We start from the raw sequence: 21903 nt of genomic DNA, 5'->3' as shown, positions 1-21903 counted from the left end.
AAAGCGTTAATATTAGCAGTTTGTTAGCAAAAGGTTAGATTATTGCGATTATCGTGAACATTGTGAAGCGTAATGTATATATGTATTTAAAGAAACTAATGAACGTTGTTTGCGTTTGACATTGCGTTTTATTTTGCTTAAAATCAGAGCGAGTGTTTATAAAAACAATAACTCAAAAATATAGAGGTTAAATATGAGCGAAAATACAATTGCGCTTACCGACCAAGAATTTGATGAAGTGGTTAACGGTTCGGATACGCCGGTACTGGTGGATTTTTGGGCACCTTGGTGCGGCCCCTGCAAAATGCTCGGACCAGTTATTGATGAAATTGCCGAAGAATACAAAGGCAAAGCAAAGGTGTGCAAAGTTGATACAGACCAGAGCAGAGAAGCAGCCATGAAATTTAATATTTCTTCTATACCTACTGTAATCCTGTTCAAAGATGGACAGGTGCAGAAGCAGTGGGTTGGTCTTGTGTCTAAAGACGACATAACAGACGTGCTCGATTCACTCGTCTAATATCTATATCGAAACAGAAAAATATGAGTAAAGATACCGTTCTATTGAAAACCAGTCTTGGTGATATCAAGCTGCGTTTAAACTATGAAAGCGCACCTGTAACAGCAAATAATTTTGCTGAGTATGTTGAAGAAGGTTTCTTCGACGGTACAATATTTCATAGAGTTATTAAAGGCTTTATGGTTCAGGGCGGCGGGTTTACGCCGGATATGAAACAGAAGCAGACAAAAGCCCCTATAAAGCTGGAGTCTGACAATGGACTGAAGAATAAGAGAGGCGCTGTTGCTATGGCACGCACCTCAGACCCAAACAGTGCAACCTCGCAGTTCTTCATAAACCACGCTGATAATGATTTTCTTAACTTTGCCCCGGGCAATCCCGGATATGCCTCATTCGGCGAGGTTATAGAGGGTATGGAAGTGGTTGACAAAATCGCTGAGCTGGAAACCGGCAGAAAAGGCTTCCACGATGATGTGCCGCTGCAAACGGTAACTCTCGAATCTGCCTGTTTTGTTTAATGCCCTAAATTTCACAAAAACTCTCAGAGTTCTAAAACGGCTTCTTTGATGTATGGGCCGGGAATCGTTGTATTAAAAACTTTTTCGCCATCTTTGGAAAATCTGGTGTCGAAATAAAAAATCTGCTTATTCAGAAAGAAATCCTTTTCCGGCAGGTAAGGATTTAATGCAAAGAAAAAACTCCTGCAGAACATTCTATCCACGAATAAAGACTGCTGCGCAGGCTCTTTGCATTGAAGCTTTTCACTGCATTCTTTTTCGCCGAGGATATCCTTTTTTTCACAAAGAACCTTGAGCTTTAAGGGCTCGAGCTCTTCATCAGACAATTCATTGCTTTTCTCCCGCGGATCTGCCTGTTTCGCTGCGCAATATAAAGACACACTCAGCACCGCCAATACTGAAATAATAACACGTTTTTCCAAAACAGAATTCCTCTGAAATAATTACAAACTGCTTTAAGCAATTACTTTAGCTTTTCTAATAAGGAATTTTCGCAGGATTGATTAAAATTTCATTAAAAACCTGAACCAAAGCAGCATACAAAATCAACCCCCCGAATTACCTTCGGTTATCTTATTATAAAAGCCGGTGTTTTTCAAGTACTTTTTTCGAATCCCAAAGTTTACACCACGTGAGGTTCAGTTTAACCGCTTTCTGTTATAAAGCAGGAAATAATTAGAATTGAAAAAGCGGGGCAAAAAACTAAAATCTCCGTAAACTTTTGTAAAAGCTAATGGAGTAAGAAATGAAAAAAATCACCCTTATACTTGCTGCCGCAATTTTGCTGCATGGATGCGGAGGAAATAAGGAAAGAACCTATACAGACGCCGAGATTGCCAAATATCAGCAGCTAGCCAAAAAACCTGTGCCCGAACCGACCGGCGGGATGGTGCTTTCGGTAAAAGACCAGACTATATCCTCAGAGCTTATCATCTCTAAGCTTGTATCGCTATCAGGACAGGTCAATGCTCCCAGCTATCAGCAGTATAAGCAGCAGGTTTACCCTTATGTCCGTCAGTTCGTAACAGAAAAAATCTCTGATATACTAATCTATGAAAAAGCCGCCGGAAAGGTGCCTGAAGAGGTGCTTGAAGAAGACGGTATGCTCGATAAGGCAGTGGATAAAGAGGTTAGAAGGATGCTTGCCGAATCGGACTATGATTATTCCAAGATTCAGTCTCAGCTGGCCGAATCCGGCTACCACTGGAAGACATTCAAAGAAGAAAAAAGAAGAAAAATGCTCATTCAAAATTATTTCACAGCAGAATTTGAAAAGAGCGATTCGGTTAGCTTCAAGGAGATTGAGGAGTTTTATGAAGAAAACAAAGATGATAAATTCAAGATAGAGCCCGAATATAAATTTACGCTTATTCATATCCCCGAATCTGCTGAGAATGCAGATAAGAAGGCCTCTTTGGCAAATCTTGCACTTGAAGGGGGAATGAGTTTTTCTGATGCTGTTGAAAAGTTTTCCGGAGGTCCCAAAGCCTCTCAGGGAGGCAAATGGGAAACATCAGACCCTTCTTCATTTGCAGAGCCCTATGATGCGATTGCTGAGGAGCTCAAAAAGCTCGAAGAAGGCCAAATCTCTGATGTAATTGAGAATAATGGAAACTTTTTTATTGTTAAGGTTGATAAAAAACAGCAGGCAGGCTTCAAAAAGCTCTCACAGGTGCAGGATGATATCGAAGAATTTATAAGGATGAAACGCCGCTCTGAAAAGATGAATAATATTCTTAAAGAGCTCTTCGAGCAGGCAAAAATAAGCGAGGCAAACGGATTTATAGAATTCTGTATTCGTCAGGCATATTCAAGGAGCAGCGAAGGTTGAAAAGGCTCGTAAACGGGATTGACATTGTGGAGATTCCCCGGATTAAGGGTATGCTCGAAAAGCACGGCGAGCATTTCAGCAGTCGCGTTTTTACAGAAAAAGAAATCAATCTTGCCGGCAGAGGCCGTAAAGCCTATGAAAAGCTTGCCGGCAGATTTGCTGCCAAGGAGGCAGTTTTCAAGCTTCTGGGAACAGGCCTCCGCGGAGGTATGAACTGGAAAGACGTGGAAACTGTTGCGGACAATTTAGGACGCCCTGTGGTGAATCTTTACGGCCAAACCGCACTTAGGGCAAAGAAAATGAATCTCACTGAGATAGCTCTGAGCATATCTCACACCTCCCAGATTGCCGCTGCTTTTGCGTCTGCCGGAATTGAAAGCTGATGATTGTTAGCATCAACTTTAAATTTTTCTCAAATTTTCCCAGTTAAGGCTTGAAAAAGCAATTCATTATAGTATCATTGTCCTTCTCGTTTGAATGCGAGATGTTCTTTAACAACTTAACAGGGTACAGACCAGAATCGTTAGGAGTGCTTTAATTTTTGCGGCTCGCACCGCATAATTAAGGCTTAAATAATAACACAGGTGTGTTATAAATCATACTCCTTGCGAGAAACTGGAGTGTGAAGCATCCGTAAAAAAGAAATCACACAAATCGCTTAAACAGTAGATTTATGAGATAAGGATTTAAATTGAAGAGTTTGATCCTGGCTCAGAACGAACGCTGGCGGCGTGGTTAAGACATGCAAGTCGCACGAGCCTTTCATGGCTAGTGGCGAAAGGATGAGTAACGGATAGGTAACGTACCCGATGCACAGGTATAGCGTCGAGAGCTTGCTCTCTACCGAAAGGGGCGGTAATACCTGATAACATTGCCAGCTGCAGGGCAGGCAATCAAAGATTTATCGGCATCGGAGCGGCCTATTCCCTATCAGTTAGTTGGTGAGGTAACGGCTCACCAAGGCAACGACGGGTAGCGGGACTGAGAGGTTGGTCCGCCATATCGGGACTGAGACACTGCCCGGACCTCCACGGAGGGCTGCAGTAACGAATCTTGGGCAATGATCGAAAGATTGACCCAGCGACGCCGCGTGCAGGAAGAAGCCCCTCGGGGTGTAAACTGCTGTCAAGAGCAAGTAAGCGCAAGCAGAACTACTCTAAAGGAAGTCACGGCTAACTTCGTGCCAGCAGCCGCGGTAATACGAAGGTGGCGAGCGTTGTTCGGAATCACTGGGCTTAAAGCGTACGCAGGCGGTTTTCTAAGCGTTCTCTGAAATCCCCCGGCTCAACCGGGGAATTGGGGGGCGAACTGGAAAACTTGAGGCATACAGGGGCGGGTGGAACTCTTCGTGGAGCGGTGGAATGCGTAGATATGAAGAGGAACGCCAGAGGTGAAAACGGCCCGCTGGGTATGACCTGACGCTGAGGTACGAAAGCATGGGTAGCGAACGGGATTAGATACCCCGGTAGTCCATGCCGTAAACGATGTGCACTGGTTCGCAGTAATTCTGACATTATTGCGGGCGTAGCAAAAGTGTTAAGTGCACCGCCTGGGGAGTACGGTCGCAAGGCTAAAACTCAAAGGAATTGACGGGGGCTCACACAAGCGGTGGAGCATGTGGATTAATTCGAAGCAACGCGCAGAACCTTACCTGGGTTTGACATGTTTGGATGCCTTCCTGGAAACAGGACCGGGCTGCTCTCTTCGGAGAGTGAAACTTACACAGGTGCTGCATGGCTGTCGTCAGCTCGTGTCGTGAGATGTTGGGTTAAGTCCTTGAACGAGCGAAACCCTTGCCGTTAGTTGCCAGCAGGTTAAGCTGGGGACTCTAACGGGACTGCCGGTGTTAAACCGGAGGAAGGCGGGGATGACGTCAAGTCCTCATGGCCTTTATGCCCAGGGCTTCACACGTGCTACAATGGCAGATACAGATCGACGCAAAGCCGTGAGGTTGAGCAAATCGCACAAAGTCTGCCTCAGTTCGGATTGTTCTCTGGCAACTCGAGAACATGAAGTTGGAATCGCTAGTAATCGCGTATCAGCAATGACGCGGTGAATATGTTCCTGAGCCTTGTACACACCGCCCGTCAAGTCATGGAAATCGGGAGCACCCGAAGTCGGCTTGTCAACTCTTCGGAGAGACGGCTGCCTACGGTGAACTCGGTAACTGGGACTAAGTCGTAACAAGGTAGCCGTAGGGGAACCTGCGGCTGGATCACCTCCTTTCTAAGGGATGAAAAACTAAGCAGTAAGGCAATTAGGCCAAAATTTTAGCTGCTTAGCCTTTTACGTCAGACTCCTTAACGATTCAGTGCCCTGATAAGAAATTTAAAGCTCGGTGAGTAATATCGCCGAGCTTTTTTGTATTTTGCAAGTGGGTATATTAGGTAAAGGATAGCAAAGAGCTTAATCTGCTGTATTTGTGAGTGAGATGTGTCGAATCTTTAAAGCTTAAAAAGCTCTTCACATCAACTGACGTTTTAATAAGGAGCAAAAAACTGGCAGATAGTGTAAAATCTATTCTGTAAAAATTGCGGATTGAGAAAAAAAACAGGTGCTGTATAATATCCGGCTGGAGAGAAAAACATCAAAACGGTGGAAAATGGCTTACACAGTACTTGCAAGAAGATACAGATCGCAGAGATTTGATGATATAGCTGGGCAGGATGCAATCGCCCATACTCTGAAAAACGCAATCCTCTCGGACCGGGTAGCGCATGCTTACCTATTCTGCGGGACTCGGGGCGTAGGTAAAACGACGATGGCACGTGTGCTGGCGAAGGCTCTGAACTGCCAGAGCGTAGAATCTCCCACGACCGAGCCTTGCTGCGAATGCGAGAGCTGCATAGCGATAAATTCGGGCGAGGATATAGACGTAATCGAGATTGACGGAGCGAGCAACAACGGCGTAGAGAATATTCGTGATCTGCGTCAGAATGCGATGTATCGCCCTGCCCGCGGACGTTATAAGATATACATTATCGATGAGATTCATATGCTCAGCACGGGGGCTTTCAATGCCCTTCTGAAGATTCTGGAGGAGCCGCCGGCGCATGTTAAGTTTATCTTCGCCACCACCGAGCCGAATAAGGTTCTGCCTACGATACAATCCCGCTGTCAGCGGTTTGATTTCCGCTCGATAGACCCCCAAACCATCCAGAAGCAGGTGAAGATGGTTTTAGAGGCTGAGGGAATCAGCTGCGATGATGATTTCGCAGTTGCTCTATCCCGCCTTGCGAACGGCTCTATGCGTGATGCCCTAAGCCTTCTGGATCAAATCCTGAGCACTGGAGCAGACAATCTTACGCTTGAGGTGCTTGAGAACACCCTGGGCGAGCCCGGACGCGCTGAGATAGCCCGCATGACCGAGCTTATCGGCGATTCGGATGCGCCGGGCGTGCTGGAGGTTTGCGATGAGCTTCTGAGCAAAGGGATGAGCCCGGAGCAAATCACCGACAGCCTCATAGACAGCTTCCGCGATCTGATGATCACAGCAAGCGCCGGTGCAGGCAGCTCGCTAATCGTGCAAACGGCAGCTGAGGCCGAAGAGACCGAGCGGATTGCGGGAAAGTTCGATATTGCCTCGCTTGTGTATGCGGTTACGACGATGGAACGGATGCGGGGGACAGTGAAGAAATCGGACAACCCCAGAGCAATTCTGGAAGCAGCCCTTATGCGGCTTACGCTGAGCGAGCATTTTATCAACGTGCAAACTCTCGTTCGGCAGACGGCCGGCGGGGGCGGCGGAAAAAAAAACTCGCAGGCCGGCGGCAAACCAGCAGGAGCACGGAAGCCGAGCCTGAAACAGGCCTTCGCTGAGAAAAACGGCTCGGCAGCGGATAAGCTCGAGCAGGCAGGGAGCGTGGAATGCGGGAATCTTGAAGAGCTTCAATCCCGCTGGCAGGAGGTTGTGCAGAAAACAGCGAAGGTGAATATGAGCCTCGGGGCAAATCTGAGCAACGCCGAGCCGGCAGGTTTTGAGAACGGGAATCTGGTTTTGCATGCCAAAACGGGCATGGCAGGCCGGCTCCTGCAAACAAAGAAGCAGGAGGCAGAGAAGGTTTTCGCGAAGATCCTCGGAACCGAAATTGCCCTGCAAGTGAGGCAGGAGGCCTCCTCCAGCGGCGAACCTGCAAACAAACCCAAAGGAGCAAAAAGCAGCTTTAAAGACCAAAGACAAGCCATGAAAGACCCGGGAGTTCAGAAGGTACTGAACACCTTTAACGCTCAGATTATTGGGATATCAAGGCCGAAAAATCAATAAGAAGCGAGGTTTTAGAATTGCCCGAAAAAAACACCACAAATCCCGCCTATACGAAGGCTCTGAATAATCTGATAGAGAAGTTTGCAGAGCTGCCCGGGATAGGCAGGAAAACAGCGGAAAGGCTTGCTTTTCACGTGCTCAAATCCGAGAAGGCAGAGGCGATGGAGCTTGCGAGGGCTGTGAGCGAGGTAAAAACGAAGATAAAGCAGTGCAAAATATGCTGCAGCTATTCGGAGGAGGAAATATGCCCCATCTGCCAAGCCCCTTCTCGGGATAAGTCCACGGTGTGCGTTGTGGAGCAGCCGAAGGATTTGATAAGCCTTGAGAAAACTGGGATATGCAAATGGACTTATCACGTGCTCGGGGGGCATATCGCCCCGCTGGAGGGAATCGAGCCGGAAGACCTGACGATAGACAAGCTGATAAGCAGGATCCGGCAAGGGGGCATAAGGGAGATCATTATGGCAACCAATCCCACTGTGGAAGGCGATGCCACTTCGCTCTACGTTACCAGCCTCCTGCGAGACAGCAGCATAAGGATCACCCGCCTCGCAAGGGGGCTGCCCGCGGGGAGCAGTATTGAATTTTCGAATAATTCGATTCTCTCGGATGCGATTCTCGGGAGGGATGAGATTGAATAAACTTAGCGAAAGGAGCTCGATGAAAGCGGTTAAACTTCTGATATTTATGCTTGCCTGCGGAGCTTGTATGGGATATGAGGCGAAGATATGGCTCACGCAGGATGCGGTTAATTCCACAGGACTCTCGGATACCGAGCGGGCGGACGTATCTGATTTCGTTAATTTTGATATTATCGACGGCCCAATGAACGGCGCGAAGGCGCTGAAAGCCAAAGAAAAGAAGATGTATTTCTCAGGCGATCTCAACGCCCCTATATCGAAAGAAGGCACGTTTATGATCTGGATTCGCCCGCATAAAACTATGCGTACCGGCAAGGGCGAACCAGAGGAAACATACGAGATTGCGGAAGTGGATAAGCTGTTCAAATTCGATCTGGCCAAATCAGCAAACAAGCTGGATTTCAGATTCTCATGGGAGAATGGCACAAGCAGGCTGAACGATATGCATATTCTGCTGCCGGAGATACCGGGAGAGGAGTGGATGCATTTTGCGTTTGTTTGGGATGCGGATGAGGGAATCTTCAACTGCTATGTAAACGGAACGCCATACCTGAGGAAAAGACGAAGGCTTAAGCAGCTCGATAATGAAGGCGGGAACCGGCTGAATATCACTACATCTCAGATTGCTGTATCCGAGTGCAGGCTGTACGACAAGGTGATCGAGGAATCTGCAATCGATCATTACATAGAGCAGCAGAACAGGAAAAAAATGAATAAATATTTGGGCATAATCCCTACGAGGGAATTCTCACTTCTGGGCTATTTCGGCTCTGAAGATATAGAGAAAGAGCTTATCTTCAGCTCGCCCCTGCGGGCTCCGAAAGACGTTCGGGGATGGGTAGCAGAAGGGCCGGCTCAGATAAATTTCCGCAAAGACGGGCTTGTTATGGAATCTACAATGAAAGACTTTGATTTCGCCACAGGCCACATCACGTTCTGGTGCTGGGCGAATTTTCCGCCGAATTTTCTTGCAGAGTGGAATGTTCAGGTGCTCAGTGAAAACGGGGCGTGTTTAGTGTTTTTCTCTGCAATTGGACAAAACGGCAAGGATGTTTACGATTCGAGCATTGATTTTAGAACCGGAAGGAGCGAGGATTATACAAACGGAGATATAGACCTCTACTCGCTTTCGTATTATTCGGATATGCCGCTCGGGGCCTCGAGGAATGCCTCTTATCTGCGGCTCAATTCCGGAAGATACCTTGCTGATTTGGGCATACCCGGGATAGATTCGAAATCTAATGAAGTGCATAAAATCACCCTCATGCGGGCAGAAGGGCGTATTCAGCTCGCTGTTGACGGATGGGTGATAATCGATTATCAGGAAGATAAAGAGCGTTTCGGGAAGCTGCCCGGTGCGGGGAAGATCGGTTTCCGTCAGCTCAAATGGACAAAGGTGAAATATTCCGATTTTAAGGTTTACGCACTCAAGAAAGATTAGAGCGGAGTATTATTTTGCCCAAAGGAAAAGCTATAGAGATTCTGCACGATAATTTTGATTTTGCAGCGGTGAATAAGCCTGCGGGGGTTTCTGTTACAAAAGACCGCAGCGGAGCGCCGAGCGTTGCCCAGCTGCTTGAGGGAAAGATTCAGATGGGCGAAAAGCTTCGCACCGCAACCCGTCTGAGCAAGCAGGTGCCCGGGGTGGTAGTGGTTTCAAAGAATATGGATTTCCACAAACGCCTCGCCCGCTCGATTGTGAACAACACATCAGCTGCTGTTTACCTTGCGATTGTAAACGGATACGTTCCCGAACGTGTTGGCCGCACCGAAACGGGAATATCAAGGGCGAAAGACCCGGGCAGGATGAAAATCGATGAAAAAAGCGATGCTAAGGCTGTTACGCTTTGGCAGCAGATTGCTGATTTCGGGAATCTATCTCTGCTTGCAGTGAGGCCGCTAACTGCAAGGGCAGGCCAGATCCGGCTTCATCTGGATTATGAAGGTATGCCGCTTGCGATAGACCCGCTATACGGAAATCCAAAGCCGCTGTACTTATCCGAATTCAAGCGGAAATACACAAGGAGCCAGAGCAAAACCGAGCGGCCTATGGTGGAAAATTTAACACTGCATGCGTATCAGTTTGAATTTGCATCCGAGCTGGGCGGATTTGCCCCCGCCGCAGCGAAGCCGGAGAAAAAATTTCTCGCTGCTGTAAAGATGCTCGCCAAACACGCCGGCCCGCGCGAGGGAGCTTTTATAAACCCCAAACACTTCGATCAGATAATAAACTGTAAGCCGCTGGATGAGCTTGAGATACTTGAATATAAGGGAAGGAAAAATGGATATACTTCTGGCAACAACTAACGCAGGAAAAATAAGAGATTTTGAGATTCTGCTCTCAGGATTCAGCATAAACTGGCTTTCGCTAAAGGATTTTCCGGAAGCGGAGGAAGTGGAAGAAGACGGGGAAACATTCACTGAAAATGCGAAAAGAAAAGCGATCGGTTATGCACGTCAGACCGGAATTCTCACGCTTGCAGACGACTCCGGACTTGAGATTGATGCTCTCGGCGGAGCGCCGGGAGTGAGCAGCGCGAGATTCTCAGGAGCCCATAAAGACCACAGCAGTGATGCATTCCGCATAGATGAAGAGAATATAAAGAAGGTGCTCAGGCTGATGGATGGTGTGCCGGAAGAGAACCGAACTGCGAGATTCGTAAGCTCTCTCTGCCTTGCCGATTCTGAAAAGCCGATCCTTGAAGCTGAAGGCTTTCTGCCCGGCAGGATACTCAACGAAAAACGAGGCACAGGCGGCTTCGGCTACGACCCTGTATTCTACCTGCCTGAAAGAGGGCAGAGCGTTGCTGAGCTGGCAAGAGAAGAGAAAAACCGTATCTCACACAGGGCAAACGCCGTGAAAACCCTGCGGCCGATGCTTGAAGAATTCCTCAAACGCTGCCGTCAGTGAGCAAAACTTCGAGAGTTTATCACGCCAGTATCCCTAAGGGCAAAGCAGAAATGCAATCGGCCTTTAAGGCAGGCCTTTGATTTCTGCTTTGCCTTAGATAAATTTACGGGACAGCTTCATGCCCTTAGAAATAACTTTACTGCCCGCTTGTAAGCCAGTAGTCAGCGAAGACAGCAAGGTCTAACTCGTCGATTATTCCGTCTGAGTTTAAGTCGAAATTGGGCTCAAACGCCGGCGAACTGCTGGAGAGCATCCAGCTTGAGGCCAACACTGCGAATTCTGTAATCCCCACGCCTTCCGGGCAGAGAAAATCCAGCCCGTCTCGCTGCCATTCGAGAACCGGCATCTCGCCGCAGCCGGTGCAGAGATACCATTTATCGTTCGTGCCGTCTGAATCTGTGCAGGCAAAATCCCAAGCGGAATAAGTGGCTTTTTCGGTGAGCTCGGAATCAAGCTTGCCCTCACCTCCAAAGCTTTGGACTGCGCCTGAAGATTCGGTTCCGTAGAAGCTGGCATTAACATTTTCCGCTGCTCCAGCGCCTGCAATCCCGTAAGTGTTGGATGCATTCAAACTTCCTGCAAAGAGGCAGTTTCGTATAAGCCCGGCTGTATTGTCTGCTGCGATTCCTGCGGCATCTTCTACAGCAAAGACAAACGCATCAACCCTGCAGTTGGAAATTATGCCCTGATTCAGCCCTGCAATACCGCCTGCGGTACTGTAAGGCTGGGAGAGCACCCCCCTGACAGAGCAGGAATCTATTGTGCCCTGATTAACACCGGCCAATATTCCGGAAACACTCCCGCCTGAGGACTGGAAGTAAACATCTACCGCAAGCTTTTTCACCTCTCCGCCCGAGCCGACTGTTCCGAAAAAGCCGGTATTATCAGCGTATTCAAAATTATGCTGAAGACCGTAGAGCCTGTTTCCCTGACCGTTAAACGCTCCTTCAAAGGGAGAGGCCTGAGAGCCTATTGATGCAAAATCTGAAATACTGCTGCAGTCTATATCGTTTGCAAGAACAAAGCTTTTGCTGTAATCTTCAGGGCGAAGAGCAAGCTGCTTTATATGCTCGGGGCTGAATAAAACGTAAGGATTTTGAGCCGTACCGCTGCCGCCTCCGTATTCATAAACGGTGGAAACAATTTCAGACTGCGGGGAAACATTCCCGCTGGTGTCCACTGCCTCGATATAATAATAAACCTGCTCGCCGGAATAAGACAGATAATCAATAACTGATGTAACCTTAAAGCCGCCTGCGAAAAGCGAATAGCCGCTGTGTTTGCTGCTGCTCTTGTATATTCTGTACTGCTCAAGATCGGGAGCTTCTGAACCCTCCCAGCTGAGTATAACTGCTGTATCGCTAACTTCTGCCTGAAGACCTGTTACAGCAGGCGGAGGCGAAGAATCGCCAACACCTGTATATACAATTCTCACTCTATCCAGATGGAAACCGTCTTCGGCAGCACCAACTCTGAAGGTATAATCTCCCGGGCTGAGGGTTTTAGATTTGCACAGCAGAACTTCCCAAGAGAGCGAACTGGTTTGATTGTCCCATAGCTCCGGCTCCTCATCATCGCCTGTTATATCAATCCAGAAGGCATTATTCTCTGCTGTTGAGCCCCCTGCATCTGTTGCGCGTACGGTTAGCACGAATTTAACCTCGCCTTCCTGCTCCACACTGAAATCATACTCAGCCCAGCCTTCCTCCGGCGGTGCCGATGTGCTGCCTGTGCCGATAGCGGGAGCAGCATAAGCCCCGCCTGATGCGTTTTGATCCTGCAGAACAACCATCGGGTAGCTCATTCTGTCGGCATCTTCTGCTTCGTGATAAAACCGAAGCTTATCGTTGGTTTTGAAGCTCCAAACAGTACCTTTAACTGCAGGCTGACCGTCCTCTACAGTATCAACCCGCCAATAGTAATTCACAAAAGGAGAGAGCCTTTCTTCTGCCTGAAATCTCTCATCAGCCGTTCTTCCAAGATAGCAGCCTGAGGATGTGTCTGCATTTTGCACATCACTCTGGCTGGGTGAAAGATAAACATCGTATCCATCGCCCGGCTGCGGACAGTTCCATTTTAGTTCAATATTGAGCTCCGCATTCTGGAAACCGTCTTCAGGTTCAGGATCGACAGCTTTATTGCTCAGAGCAGCGGATTGGATTTGATTATAATTGAGCGAATAATTGTAGATACGTACATCATCGAGAATTCCCTCGAAGAATCTCCCGTCCATATCATCTCTTCCGATTACCGTTCTGCCTGCGAATGTATTGGGGGAGTGGGCTCTTGTGTTTACCCAGCTCTCCCAGCCGGCTGATGCGCTGTATTTATAGAGCGTTGCCTTATCCGGCTCGATTACCACTGCTCCAAATGCCCACTCATCCTGAGCGAGATTCAGGCCTGTATTCTGATCCCAGCTTCCCTGGCCGTCCCAATGGTATCTGAGCTGATTATCTGATAAGTGCATACCCACTGCTTTGCCCTCTCGATTCATCAGAATGCCTTTAACCCCTGGGTTGCTGCCTTGTGGCTTTATCCATGAGGTTATTGTAACAGAATCTGTGCTGTAAAGCTCTAAGCCGGCTGCTACGGCAAAATCGTCTGTCCCGTCAAAATCCAGGGCGCCGTTGTAAAACCCTGCCGTCCAGCAGCTGGGCGCATCCATATTTTTCAAAACAGCATCATTGTTTCCAGTCCCGGAGTCAGATGCTGTATCGCCGGCGCTTTCATCGAATTTCCAGTGGCCGATGAGAGCTGGCTCCTGCACTTCCACCCGAACAGTTCTTTCGGATACTTTGCTGTTTGAAGTGTCTGTTATTGTGATTTTTGCGTAGTAGATTCCGCCCTGATTCATTTCAGAAGCAGCAGCATCCAGCTCAGCATTCAGAATAAACTGCCCTCCTGCATCTACAGCACCGGAATTATTGCTCAAAATGAGCCAATCCTTATTTGACTGAGCAGTCCATTCGTAAGCGGTATCGGATGTGTTCATTAGGGTATATTCAACTGTTCCCTCTGAGAACCAGTCGAAGCTGTTGTTATCCTGTGTTGTATTAATTAAATCGAAATCGATTCCGGAAGTTCGTTCGCTCGCCCTAACCCAAACATCCTCAACAGGCGTTATCATCATATCAGGCAGGTCTGAATAAATTGTAACCGACGGGTCGCCGTACATAGTAGTCCGCTTTCTTGTGGGCTCATAGCCGAACCTGAGGGCATCATCCTTTGCAATTCCGCAGCTCACTCCTGCAAGCACATCTTTTCCATACTGATAGCCATTATCGCCTCGATCAGTGAAATCGCTTTCACCAACACTGTAAAAAAGATTTCTCGACCCGCCGATAGTATTTATCCCGCCGTTTTTCAGAATCGTGTATGCTAGGTTTCCGCTGTTCTCCGGCCACGCGTTCTGGCAGGACATCTGCCAAGTTGCAGCGGGTTTGCTGTCATTGAGAGAGGGAACGTTCCACGTTCCGATAATCCCGCCTGCGGAAATTTTGCTGCCGTGTGTATGCCATAATACAAGCCCAACAGGCTCGTCTCTCCAAACCTTCCAGCCCGTCTTCTCATCCTTGAGAAACTCGGGCGGAGAAATGCATCCGTAATTTTCTTCATACACCCTTATGGTATCATATCCCTTAGGCTCAGCAAGATTTTCCATTACCTGCTCGCCAAACTCAAATACAGGCGTTTTATCATCCAGCGGGACAACCGGCGTGAGCACTTTCGCCCTCCAGTCGGTATTTTGGGCGTTCTCATAGTCTATTGTTTTTTGGAGGATATGGTCTAAATCCGCAGGCACTTTGTAGTATGGAATTCGCCCTACGGACACCTCCCAGTAATTATCGTTGTTGTTCTGCAGGTCGGTAACGTTTAAGTTTGAATAGTAGTAATCCGAAGGCGCATCATCGCTTGGATCATCGGGAGTATAATCGTTTCTGTTATCATCGTACATCAGCATCGGGACGTTGCCCGTATCCGGCTCAGGCCTTCCGATTAGAAGAACATACTGCAAATCCAGGGCAAGATAGTTATCCGCAAGATACTGCCTTATCGCATCAAAACGCGGACGCCCCTTTGCTGTATCTCCGTACTCAGCCTCCTTGATAAGGTGAACATCAAAGCCCATCGCCTCTTTATGTGCAATGAAATCATCAAGCACATCGCTGTCCTTGTGGATCTGGTCAACCGTTACAATCGCATAGCCCGGTCCGTCGAGAGATTCGTAGCTGCTTGTTTTTACAGGCTCTGAGAATTTGCTCAGCTCTTTTGGCGGGATTTGGGCATCGTAGTCGGGGCTTAGTTCGTCGAAATTTGCCGCAAGCTTTTTCACTCTCACCCCGCCCGAGCCGTCGAAGCCCGATTCGCTTAGAGTTTGCGGGGCATTTATCCAGTCAACGCTGCAGCTGCCTCCTGAAAGAACGCTTACTTTACCCTGGGCAGGATTGTACTTAACAGCAGGAATGGATATCTCTACAAGCTTCCATTCACGAAGCTTGCCTTTAGCTGTTATCCGCACATCCTCTGCCGGAAAAAACGCATCTTTCTGATAAATATTCTGATCTCGCCCCTTCTCGATATCGCTGCCTTCCGGCCAGTTGTAATCATCGCCTGCTGAGGAAACTAAAGGAGGAGCCGGGACAATGCTGTACTCGCCTTCAAGCTCATTATAAACCATTTGAGCAGAAGCCGTTATGCTCGAGATATCAGCATCGGGCGCAACCAGAAGCGTAACAGCCTTCCAAGGGATCTGAGGCTCGCCTGGCTGGTTAATGTATGCCCCGTCTTTAATCTGGGGGAGAAATCCTTCCTCAAACTCTTCAAATGCAGCTGAAGGAACAGGAAAACTGTTCCGACTTTCATCGCCTGAATTAACTGTAATTTCTCCGCTCAAGACCGCTGAAGCCAAAAAAAGAACAGCAAGAATATAACAGATTTTAAGCATCTTGTAAAACCTTTAATACTTATTAGAAATAGTTTTGAATACTAAGTTCTTTATAGCTTAGAAATGATGTTTTTTACAAAAAATTTGTTTTTATTTCAGAAATTCTCTGAAAGTGTCTGATATTTCAGCATACAGGCTTTCAAGCTCCGGCAAAAGCGAGCGAGCTTTTTCTATCTCGCTGTTTCTTCCGTGCAATTCCAGCTCAAGACAAATCTGAGAAAGTCTTTCCGCTGCTACGTGCCTTGCTGAACTTTTAAGGCGATGTGAATAAAGCTCTAAATCTTTTTGATTATTATCTTTCAGAGCCTGCTTAATCTTTTCTAAACACAGGTATCCATCCTCCAAAAATACAGCGGCCAGCTGCTTTGCCATATCCTCATCGCCGCATTTTTTGACAAATCTTTTTATAAGGCCGGCATTATCTTCAATCTGAGCCTTCCCTGCTTTGGACTCCTGAAAATCCTCGTCTCTTAAATACTGCTCAAGAGCGCTTATAAGCTTAATCCTGTCTATCGGTTTGGACAGGTAGTAATCGCAGCCTGCGGCGAGGCATTTCTCCCTGTCGCCTTTCATTGCGTTTGCCGTAAGGGCTATTATAGGGCCGTTCCAGTTTTGTTTGCGGAGCCTTTGCGCTGCCTCGCAGCCGTCCATCTCAGGCATCTGAACATCCATAAATATAAGCCTGTAAGACTTTTTCATAGCCATATCAACAGCAAGCTGGCCGTTCTCGGCAACATCTACATTGAGCCCCATTTTTTCAAGGTAAATCCTTATTAGCATCTGATTGGTAGGGCTGTCTTCGGCTACAAGTATGTTCCCTGAGAACTGGTTGGTAAGCTGCTGGTGATTTTCGTAAGAGGCCTCTCTGAGATTGAGCCTGTCCATCCTTGCCTGAGAATTCACATCAAGCCCTGCCGGTACTGAAAGGGTAAAAGTGCTTCCGAGCCCCGGTTCACTGCTGCATTTGAGCTCCCCGCCAAGAAGGCCTGCGAGTTTCGATGTTACGCTCAGACCGAGCCCTGTACCGCCGTACTTCCTGGCTGTGGATTCTTCAGCCTGAGTGAAGGGGTCGAAAATATGATCCAATTTATCCTCACTTATACCAACGCCGGTATCTTCGATTGCAAATGAAATCCAGTCCTCACCGTTTTTTCTGAACGTTGAGACTATGATATTAACATGGCCGGAATTGGTGAATTTTACGGCATTGCTGCATAGATTTATCAGGCACTGATTAAGTCTGTGCTGGTCTGATACTATATTGGCAGGCAGAGCCCCGTTTTCGATTATTCCGAATTCAAGCTTCTTTTCCTTAACCTTCTGATAAATAATTGACTCTACGTTGTTCAGAAGCCGGCCGAGTGAGAATTCGTTCAAATCAACCTTCATTCTTCCCGCCTCGATTTTAGAAAAATCGAGTATGTCGTTTATAAGCTCAAGAAGCGAGCCCCCGCTAATGCTTATCTTTTCTACATAGCTCCTGGCCTCTTTAGGAAAGTCAAATTCACGAAGCAGATCGCAGAATCCAATGATTGAATTCATCGGCGTTCTGATTTCGTGGCTCATATTAGCGAGAAATCTTTCTTTGGCTTTGTTGGCCTCTTTGAGCTGCTTTTCAGCTTCTTTTCTCGCCTTTATTTCATTCTCTTTAGCAGCAGTTGATAAATGCAGTTTTCTGTTTAAGAGCACAAGCCAAACAAGGACTAAGCCGAGTATTAAAACCGAAAGTAAAATAAAATATATCGAATTTTTATAATTCAAAAAGACCTGTCCGAGGGTAACTTTACCGTGCATCTGATAAGGCGTGTATTTGATATCTTTGAGGCATTCTCGTACTTCTTTATAACGGCACGGCACTGTCCATCCGGCAATTGAAGCCTGATTGGCAGCATTATGCCCCTCCGGCATACTATACAGGGCAGTTGCAACCCGTTTGCAGACGTCTCCGGGTATGTAGCTTAGAGAAGAGAACGGCCATTCAGGATAAGTTTCAGTGGAGTAAAGAAATGGGATGTCTCTGCCTCTGCGTTCGCCGATAATTCTGAAATCATCAAAATTTATCCTGCCCTCGGCGGCAAGACGCTCCAAACTGTTGCTTCGAACAATACCTGCATCTGCAGAACCATGCTGAACAGAATAGACAACTTTATCATGACTGCCAGCAAAGCTTAGTGAATTAAAATCGCCGGGAACATCAAGCCCTGCTTTCAGAAGCTCATACTTTACAGCAAGCCAGCCTCCAAAAGAATTCCTGTCAACAGCAGCAATGTGAAGCCCCTTTAAATCCTGAAAGCCGCTGAAGCTCTTATCCCGAAGACAGAAAACTGTCCCAGCAAAACGAGTGGTGTTTCCAGAACGTCCTTTATTTACAAGAGTAGCTATTCTTTTAATATGATAATTATATTCCAGATTCACATAAACAGCGGGATTAGCAAGAACAAAATCTACCTGCCTGTTTTTAACAGCTTCTTCGATTTCATTGAAGTCAAGAGGAACTATTCCGAATGTGTCTGACTCGAACTGATCGCTGAGATACCCGCCCGTAGCAGACCATCTCTCCAGACATTTTGCATCTCCGCGTTTTGCAAGCACCCCAATATTGTAATCTTCTGCTTCAAGTGCAGTTGTTAAAAATAGTGCCAAAACCAACAAAAGATTTGCAGATTTTCTCATTATTTCTCCGTGTATTTAAACTTCCCACATCATAACCTGAATACCATCGAAAGCAATATTTTTTTAAGCTCAAGCATCCAACAGTGTGCGACACCCGAATTAACAAAGCCATCTGAGGCACGTTTCTGTTTACAGAAACCCGAAAAAGCCTATAATCTTTGGTGTATCCAAATGTGTTTTCGCAGATTAAGGGAAAGTTTATTATTTTAGCAAGGGAGTAATGAAATGCTTGGATGTCATACAGGGAGAAATTTTCAGGTTAGTGTTGCAGGTGGTTCATATCAGGACGGGCTTACATCAATGATACACGGCTGCCCTCCAGGAATGAAAATCACCGAAAAAGAAATCTACGGCGACCTTCTTCTCAGAAAGCCCGGGGCCGACGAGCTCTCGAGCCCGCGAAAAGAGCCTGACCTGCCGATAATTTACAGCGGCATAAACAGCGCAGATACAATCGAGGCAGCAGGCAACGCCTTCCATACAAACGCAACGCCTCTTACGATACTAATCCCGAATCTCGACAGACATTTCATTCACATAAAGCAGTATCAGGATACTAACAGAACCCCCCGCCCGGGACACGCATCCTACGCAACTTTTATGAAATACGGTGAATCTGATGATGCTATCGGAGCGGGCATATTCAGCGGACGCTACACTTCTACAATCGTAGCGGCGGGGTATGTGGCTAAGAAGATTCTCGCAGAGCTCGGGGTAAAGGTGTTCTCCTTTGTTCGCGAGGCAGCGGGAGTGCAGTGTCCGGATATGGACTACGAAGAGATTTACCAGTTCACCCAGAGATACAAGAAAATGCGCAAAAACTACGACCCCTTCTACCAGCAGATATACGAAAAACAGCGTTTGCGCACTGAGATGCGGTTTCTTGAGAAGATGGCCGTTTTAGCGGAGGTGGAAAACGAGATAGACCAGATCAGAGCTGCGGGCGAAGAGATGGTGCCTGAGAAAATTAAATCTGAATACGACGTGCACCATATCCTCTGCTGCCCAGACTACAGCGCCGCCTGCGAGATGGTTGAGGCGTGCGGAAAGATCACCAAAACCGGCGATTCCTCCGGCGGCATAATAGAAGTAGCCGCTACAGGGATGCCAGTCGGCCTCGGCGAGCCGGTGTTCAGCAAGCTCGATGCAGAGCTCGGGAAAATGCTCGGGATAGGGGCTGTTAAGGGCGTTGAGATTGGCGCAGGCTTCAAGGCCAAGGATATGACAGGCCACCAGTGCAACGATCAGATAAGAAGCGAAAACGGCAGGGTAATTTTCGATTCGAACAACGCCGGCGGGATTACTGGCGGAATCTCAACAGGACAGAACCTTATCGCAAGGCTCGCTGTAAAACCAACACCTACAATCGACAAAGACCAGCACACTATCGATAAATATACCCTCGAAAACACAAAGCTATCAGCTATTACAAGAAGAGACCCAACAATCGCTGGAAGGATATGGCCGGTGGCTGAAAACTATACCGCAATCGTTCTGCTCGATAATTTGATGAGCTTTTACGGTCAGAAAACACTTATGGATAAACTCGGATACAAGTAAAATTTGTTACTCCCTTTCACGTATTAAAGCCGACACAAAAAGCCGGCTTTTTCAATTCCGAACTCCTTATTCGCAAAATTAACGCTGCCTATATCATCAAAGCCACGCCGCCGCCAAATCGCTCATGCTTTCTGTCCAGCCTGCGCCCGCCGGCAACTCTGTTTTCTTCCGATTCAAATCTAAAATCTCAAATCTTGAGGCTGCATCACTTTTGATTCTGTTTCTGATTTCAGCACACCTGAGTCTTTGTCAAATTCGAAGTAGTCACCTCCAACTGTAATAACCCAGCCCTTTGATTTCTTGTAATCTGCTTTTACCCCTATCTGATTTTTCTTGTCAGAGCCCTGATATAAAAGCACTGTATATTTCCCTTTTCTTTGTTTACCCATCAGATTTCTGTTTAATGCAATATTAAAGCTCTCTTTTTCCCCTAAAAGCAAGAAGTCTTCTTCCGACACAAAGTTGTATTCATTTATAATATCATCATACCAGCTTTTACTATCCGGATATTTTCCAAAAGATTTCTCATACTCGTTTAAGGCATAGGCGACTTTCAAATAGTTTCGTTTGTGCAGCAGTGCCCAATTTTCATAACCTTCAAATAATATTCTAAACTGAACTGCTGCGAAAAGGACGCAAAAAAGCCAGCCTCCCAAAAGGAGAATATTAATAGGGCCTACATTTTTTTTAGATCTCATTTTTACTCCTTTGCTCTGTTGTACTTGTCTTTGTTTTTGAAAAAAACGCCGGAGCTTGTAACAATCCATTTAATCTTAGGATCTTTCATTTCGCTGAATTTTCGGCTCATATTTTTCTTGTTTCCAGAGATCCCAAAAAGCAAAACCGAGCTTTCGTTTAGTGAATCATCAAATATATCTTCGTTCAGTGCTGCTGAGTAAATACCACCAGCAGTAAAATCTTTGAAGTCTGAACTGTGGATATATGGGAAAGAGTTAATAAGCAAATCGCCCCATTCATTCTTAGCTGGGTATCCGCCATTCAGATCTCTGTAATTATTCAAAGCAGCTCCAAGCTTGATGTAATTATTTTGCTGAAGCCTTTCAAGCTTATCATTGTTAAATGAAATCCCTTGCCTCAAAAAGATTATCGCAATAAATACAAAAGCCCAGAGGATAACAAAAAACATTGTGCTTATGGCATTGCCTTTTCGTAATATTAACATGGGTAGTCTCCGCATAAAATTTATATCATGAACTGCAGCTAATTAAGCAGATTGCTTAAGGCTGTAAAAGTATCTTTTATATCTTTATGCCTTCTTTTAATGCCATCATATGCTCCGTAATTTATGTCTCTAACGCTTTCTTCACAATCACCTGAAAAAACATTTGCTTTTTGAATACCATCTCCTTGGTAATTTTCATAAAGATTACCAGCCATCCTCATAGCAAGATAGCCTAATCCAGAACCATGATATCCTCCCATATATCCAGCAAAATAATTTGTAAATTCTGAAGCATTCATTTCCCCCCTGCCAGGAACTTCATAGGTATCTGGGCACTCCTTGCCAGCACCAAAATCCCATCCAGGATAGAACCCTAAAGGTATAAGATTAATTATTTTATTTAGATAGGGGTGACTGTAGTTTTGAGTAGCTTTAGGAGGCATCGAATGTTTAAAAGGATTGTAAATAGTTTGTCTTCCTTTGTTTAATATAATTTCTACTTCAATTTTACTATAATGCCTCTCCCCCCAGGGATCAACGAAGTTTACGGGGTTATTGGTGCAGTAGGCGTAGAGGTTCATGCTGTCTATATAGCCGAGGGGGTCGCGGGAGTGGAATACAAGAAATTCCCTTATCTTTACGTTTAACTGGTCTATATAGCCGAGGGGGTCGCGGGAGTGGAATACGCCCAGGGCGGGGTTGTAGTATCTGGCGCGGCAGTAGTACAGGCCGGATTCGCTGTCATACCGCCGGCCGGCGAACATATACGGATTGCCGGCTGCACTTTCATCCAGCGGCTGGCCGTTCGGAGCTATACTGTCAATATGATCAACGCTAAACATTGTTTCTAATATTTC

General features: G+C 46.7%; 16 protein-coding genes and 1 rRNA gene. 11 read left to right on the top strand and 6 right to left on the bottom strand.

Annotation, left to right across the window (positions count from 1 at the left end):
- The first annotated feature begins 193 nt into the window (after window positions 1-193).
- On the top strand, window positions 194-520 hold the full coding sequence (gene trxA / locus L21SP3_RS11590) for a thioredoxin (RefSeq protein ID WP_077541700.1): 327 nt from the start codon (window positions 194-196) through the stop codon (window positions 518-520).
- A gap of 23 nt (window positions 521-543) precedes the next feature.
- On the top strand, window positions 544-1038 hold the full coding sequence (locus L21SP3_RS11585) for a peptidylprolyl isomerase (RefSeq protein WP_077541698.1): 495 nt from the start codon (window positions 544-546) through the stop codon (window positions 1036-1038).
- A gap of 23 nt (window positions 1039-1061) precedes the next feature.
- On the opposite strand, the gene L21SP3_RS11580 is transcribed toward L21SP3_RS11585, so the two are convergent.
- On the bottom strand, window positions 1062-1418 hold the full coding sequence (locus tag L21SP3_RS11580; RefSeq protein WP_123785195.1) for a hypothetical protein: 357 nt from the start codon (window positions 1416-1418) through the stop codon (window positions 1062-1064).
- 365 nt (window positions 1419-1783) lie between these two features.
- Here L21SP3_RS11580 and L21SP3_RS11575 point away from each other — a divergent pair, with 365 nt between their 5' ends.
- The 8 genes from L21SP3_RS11575 to rdgB all read left to right on the top strand — a co-directional run bounded on the left by L21SP3_RS11575 (window position 1784) and on the right by rdgB (window position 10685).
- The gene (locus tag L21SP3_RS11575) at window positions 1784-2869 is read left to right on the top strand and encodes a peptidyl-prolyl cis-trans isomerase (protein WP_077541694.1); all 1086 of its coding nucleotides are present in this window, start codon (window positions 1784-1786) and stop codon (window positions 2867-2869) included.
- Window positions 2866-3252: a holo-ACP synthase gene (acpS, locus tag L21SP3_RS11570; RefSeq protein WP_077541692.1), complete on the top strand. Its 387-nt coding sequence runs from the start codon at window positions 2866-2868 to the stop codon at window positions 3250-3252. Before L21SP3_RS11575 ends, acpS begins: the two co-directional genes overlap by 4 nt.
- Window positions 3253-3557: 305 nt before the next feature.
- Window positions 3558-5095 (top strand): 16S ribosomal RNA (locus L21SP3_RS11565).
- 376 nt (window positions 5096-5471) lie between these two features.
- Window positions 5472-7133, top strand: coding sequence for a DNA polymerase III subunit gamma/tau (gene dnaX / locus L21SP3_RS11560; protein ID WP_077541690.1), 1662 nt, complete (start codon window positions 5472-5474; stop codon window positions 7131-7133).
- A gap of 17 nt (window positions 7134-7150) precedes the next feature.
- Window positions 7151-7774 carry a recombination mediator RecR gene (gene recR / locus L21SP3_RS11555; RefSeq protein ID WP_077541688.1) on the top strand — a complete coding sequence of 208 codons (624 nt, stop codon included), beginning with the start codon at window positions 7151-7153 and terminating at the stop codon, window positions 7772-7774.
- A 19-nt stretch (window positions 7775-7793) separates the two neighbouring features.
- Window positions 7794-9215, top strand: a complete 1422-nt coding sequence (locus L21SP3_RS11550; protein ID WP_161488200.1) for a DUF1961 family protein — start codon at window positions 7794-7796, stop codon at window positions 9213-9215.
- Window positions 9216-9229: 14 nt separating this feature from the next.
- Complete coding sequence (locus L21SP3_RS11545) at window positions 9230-10081, top strand: pseudouridine synthase (protein ID WP_161488199.1); 852 nt, start codon at window positions 9230-9232, stop codon at window positions 10079-10081.
- The gene (gene rdgB, locus L21SP3_RS11540) at window positions 10056-10685 is read left to right on the top strand and encodes an RdgB/HAM1 family non-canonical purine NTP pyrophosphatase (RefSeq protein WP_077541682.1); all 630 of its coding nucleotides are present in this window, start codon (window positions 10056-10058) and stop codon (window positions 10683-10685) included. The genes L21SP3_RS11545 and rdgB overlap by 26 nt, the downstream gene beginning before the upstream one ends.
- Before the next feature lie 136 nt (window positions 10686-10821).
- Here the strand turns inward: rdgB and L21SP3_RS11535 are convergent, their stop codons facing one another.
- Both L21SP3_RS11535 and L21SP3_RS11530 read right to left on the bottom strand, forming a co-directional pair.
- Window positions 10822-15630, bottom strand: a complete 4809-nt coding sequence (locus L21SP3_RS11535) for a LamG-like jellyroll fold domain-containing protein (RefSeq protein WP_077541680.1) — start codon at window positions 15628-15630, stop codon at window positions 10822-10824.
- Between the two features lie 90 nt (window positions 15631-15720).
- Window positions 15721-18303, bottom strand: coding sequence for a PhnD/SsuA/transferrin family substrate-binding protein (locus L21SP3_RS11530; protein ID WP_077541678.1), 2583 nt, complete (start codon window positions 18301-18303; stop codon window positions 15721-15723).
- 225 nt (window positions 18304-18528) lie between these two features.
- Here L21SP3_RS11530 and L21SP3_RS11525 point away from each other — a divergent pair, with 225 nt between their 5' ends.
- Window positions 18529-19863, top strand: a complete 1335-nt coding sequence (locus tag L21SP3_RS11525) for a chorismate synthase (protein ID WP_077541676.1) — start codon at window positions 18529-18531, stop codon at window positions 19861-19863.
- A gap of 179 nt (window positions 19864-20042) precedes the next feature.
- Here L21SP3_RS11525 and L21SP3_RS11520 read toward each other — a convergent pair whose 3' ends face one another.
- From L21SP3_RS11520 to L21SP3_RS11510, 3 genes are read right to left on the bottom strand one after another with little or no spacing between them, the layout of a single operon-like run.
- A complete protein-coding gene (locus L21SP3_RS11520) occupies window positions 20043-20561 on the bottom strand; it encodes a hypothetical protein (protein ID WP_077541674.1) in 519 nt (172 codons plus the stop codon).
- Window positions 20562-20563: 2 nt separating this feature from the next.
- Window positions 20564-21046 carry a type II secretion system protein gene (locus L21SP3_RS11515; protein ID WP_077541672.1) on the bottom strand — a complete coding sequence of 161 codons (483 nt, stop codon included), beginning with the start codon at window positions 21044-21046 and terminating at the stop codon, window positions 20564-20566.
- Window positions 21047-21084: 38 nt separating this feature from the next.
- A complete protein-coding gene (locus tag L21SP3_RS11510) occupies window positions 21085-21888 on the bottom strand; it encodes an RHS repeat-associated core domain-containing protein (protein ID WP_077541671.1) in 804 nt (267 codons plus the stop codon).
- Window positions 21889-21903 lie beyond the last annotated feature (15 nt).

Source organism: Sedimentisphaera cyanobacteriorum (assembly GCF_001997385.1).
Taxonomy (GTDB): domain Bacteria; phylum Planctomycetota; class Phycisphaerae; order Sedimentisphaerales; family Sedimentisphaeraceae; genus Sedimentisphaera; species Sedimentisphaera cyanobacteriorum.
Note: the sequence above shows the minus strand (reverse complement) of the source record. Positions and strands in the feature narration are given on the sequence as shown.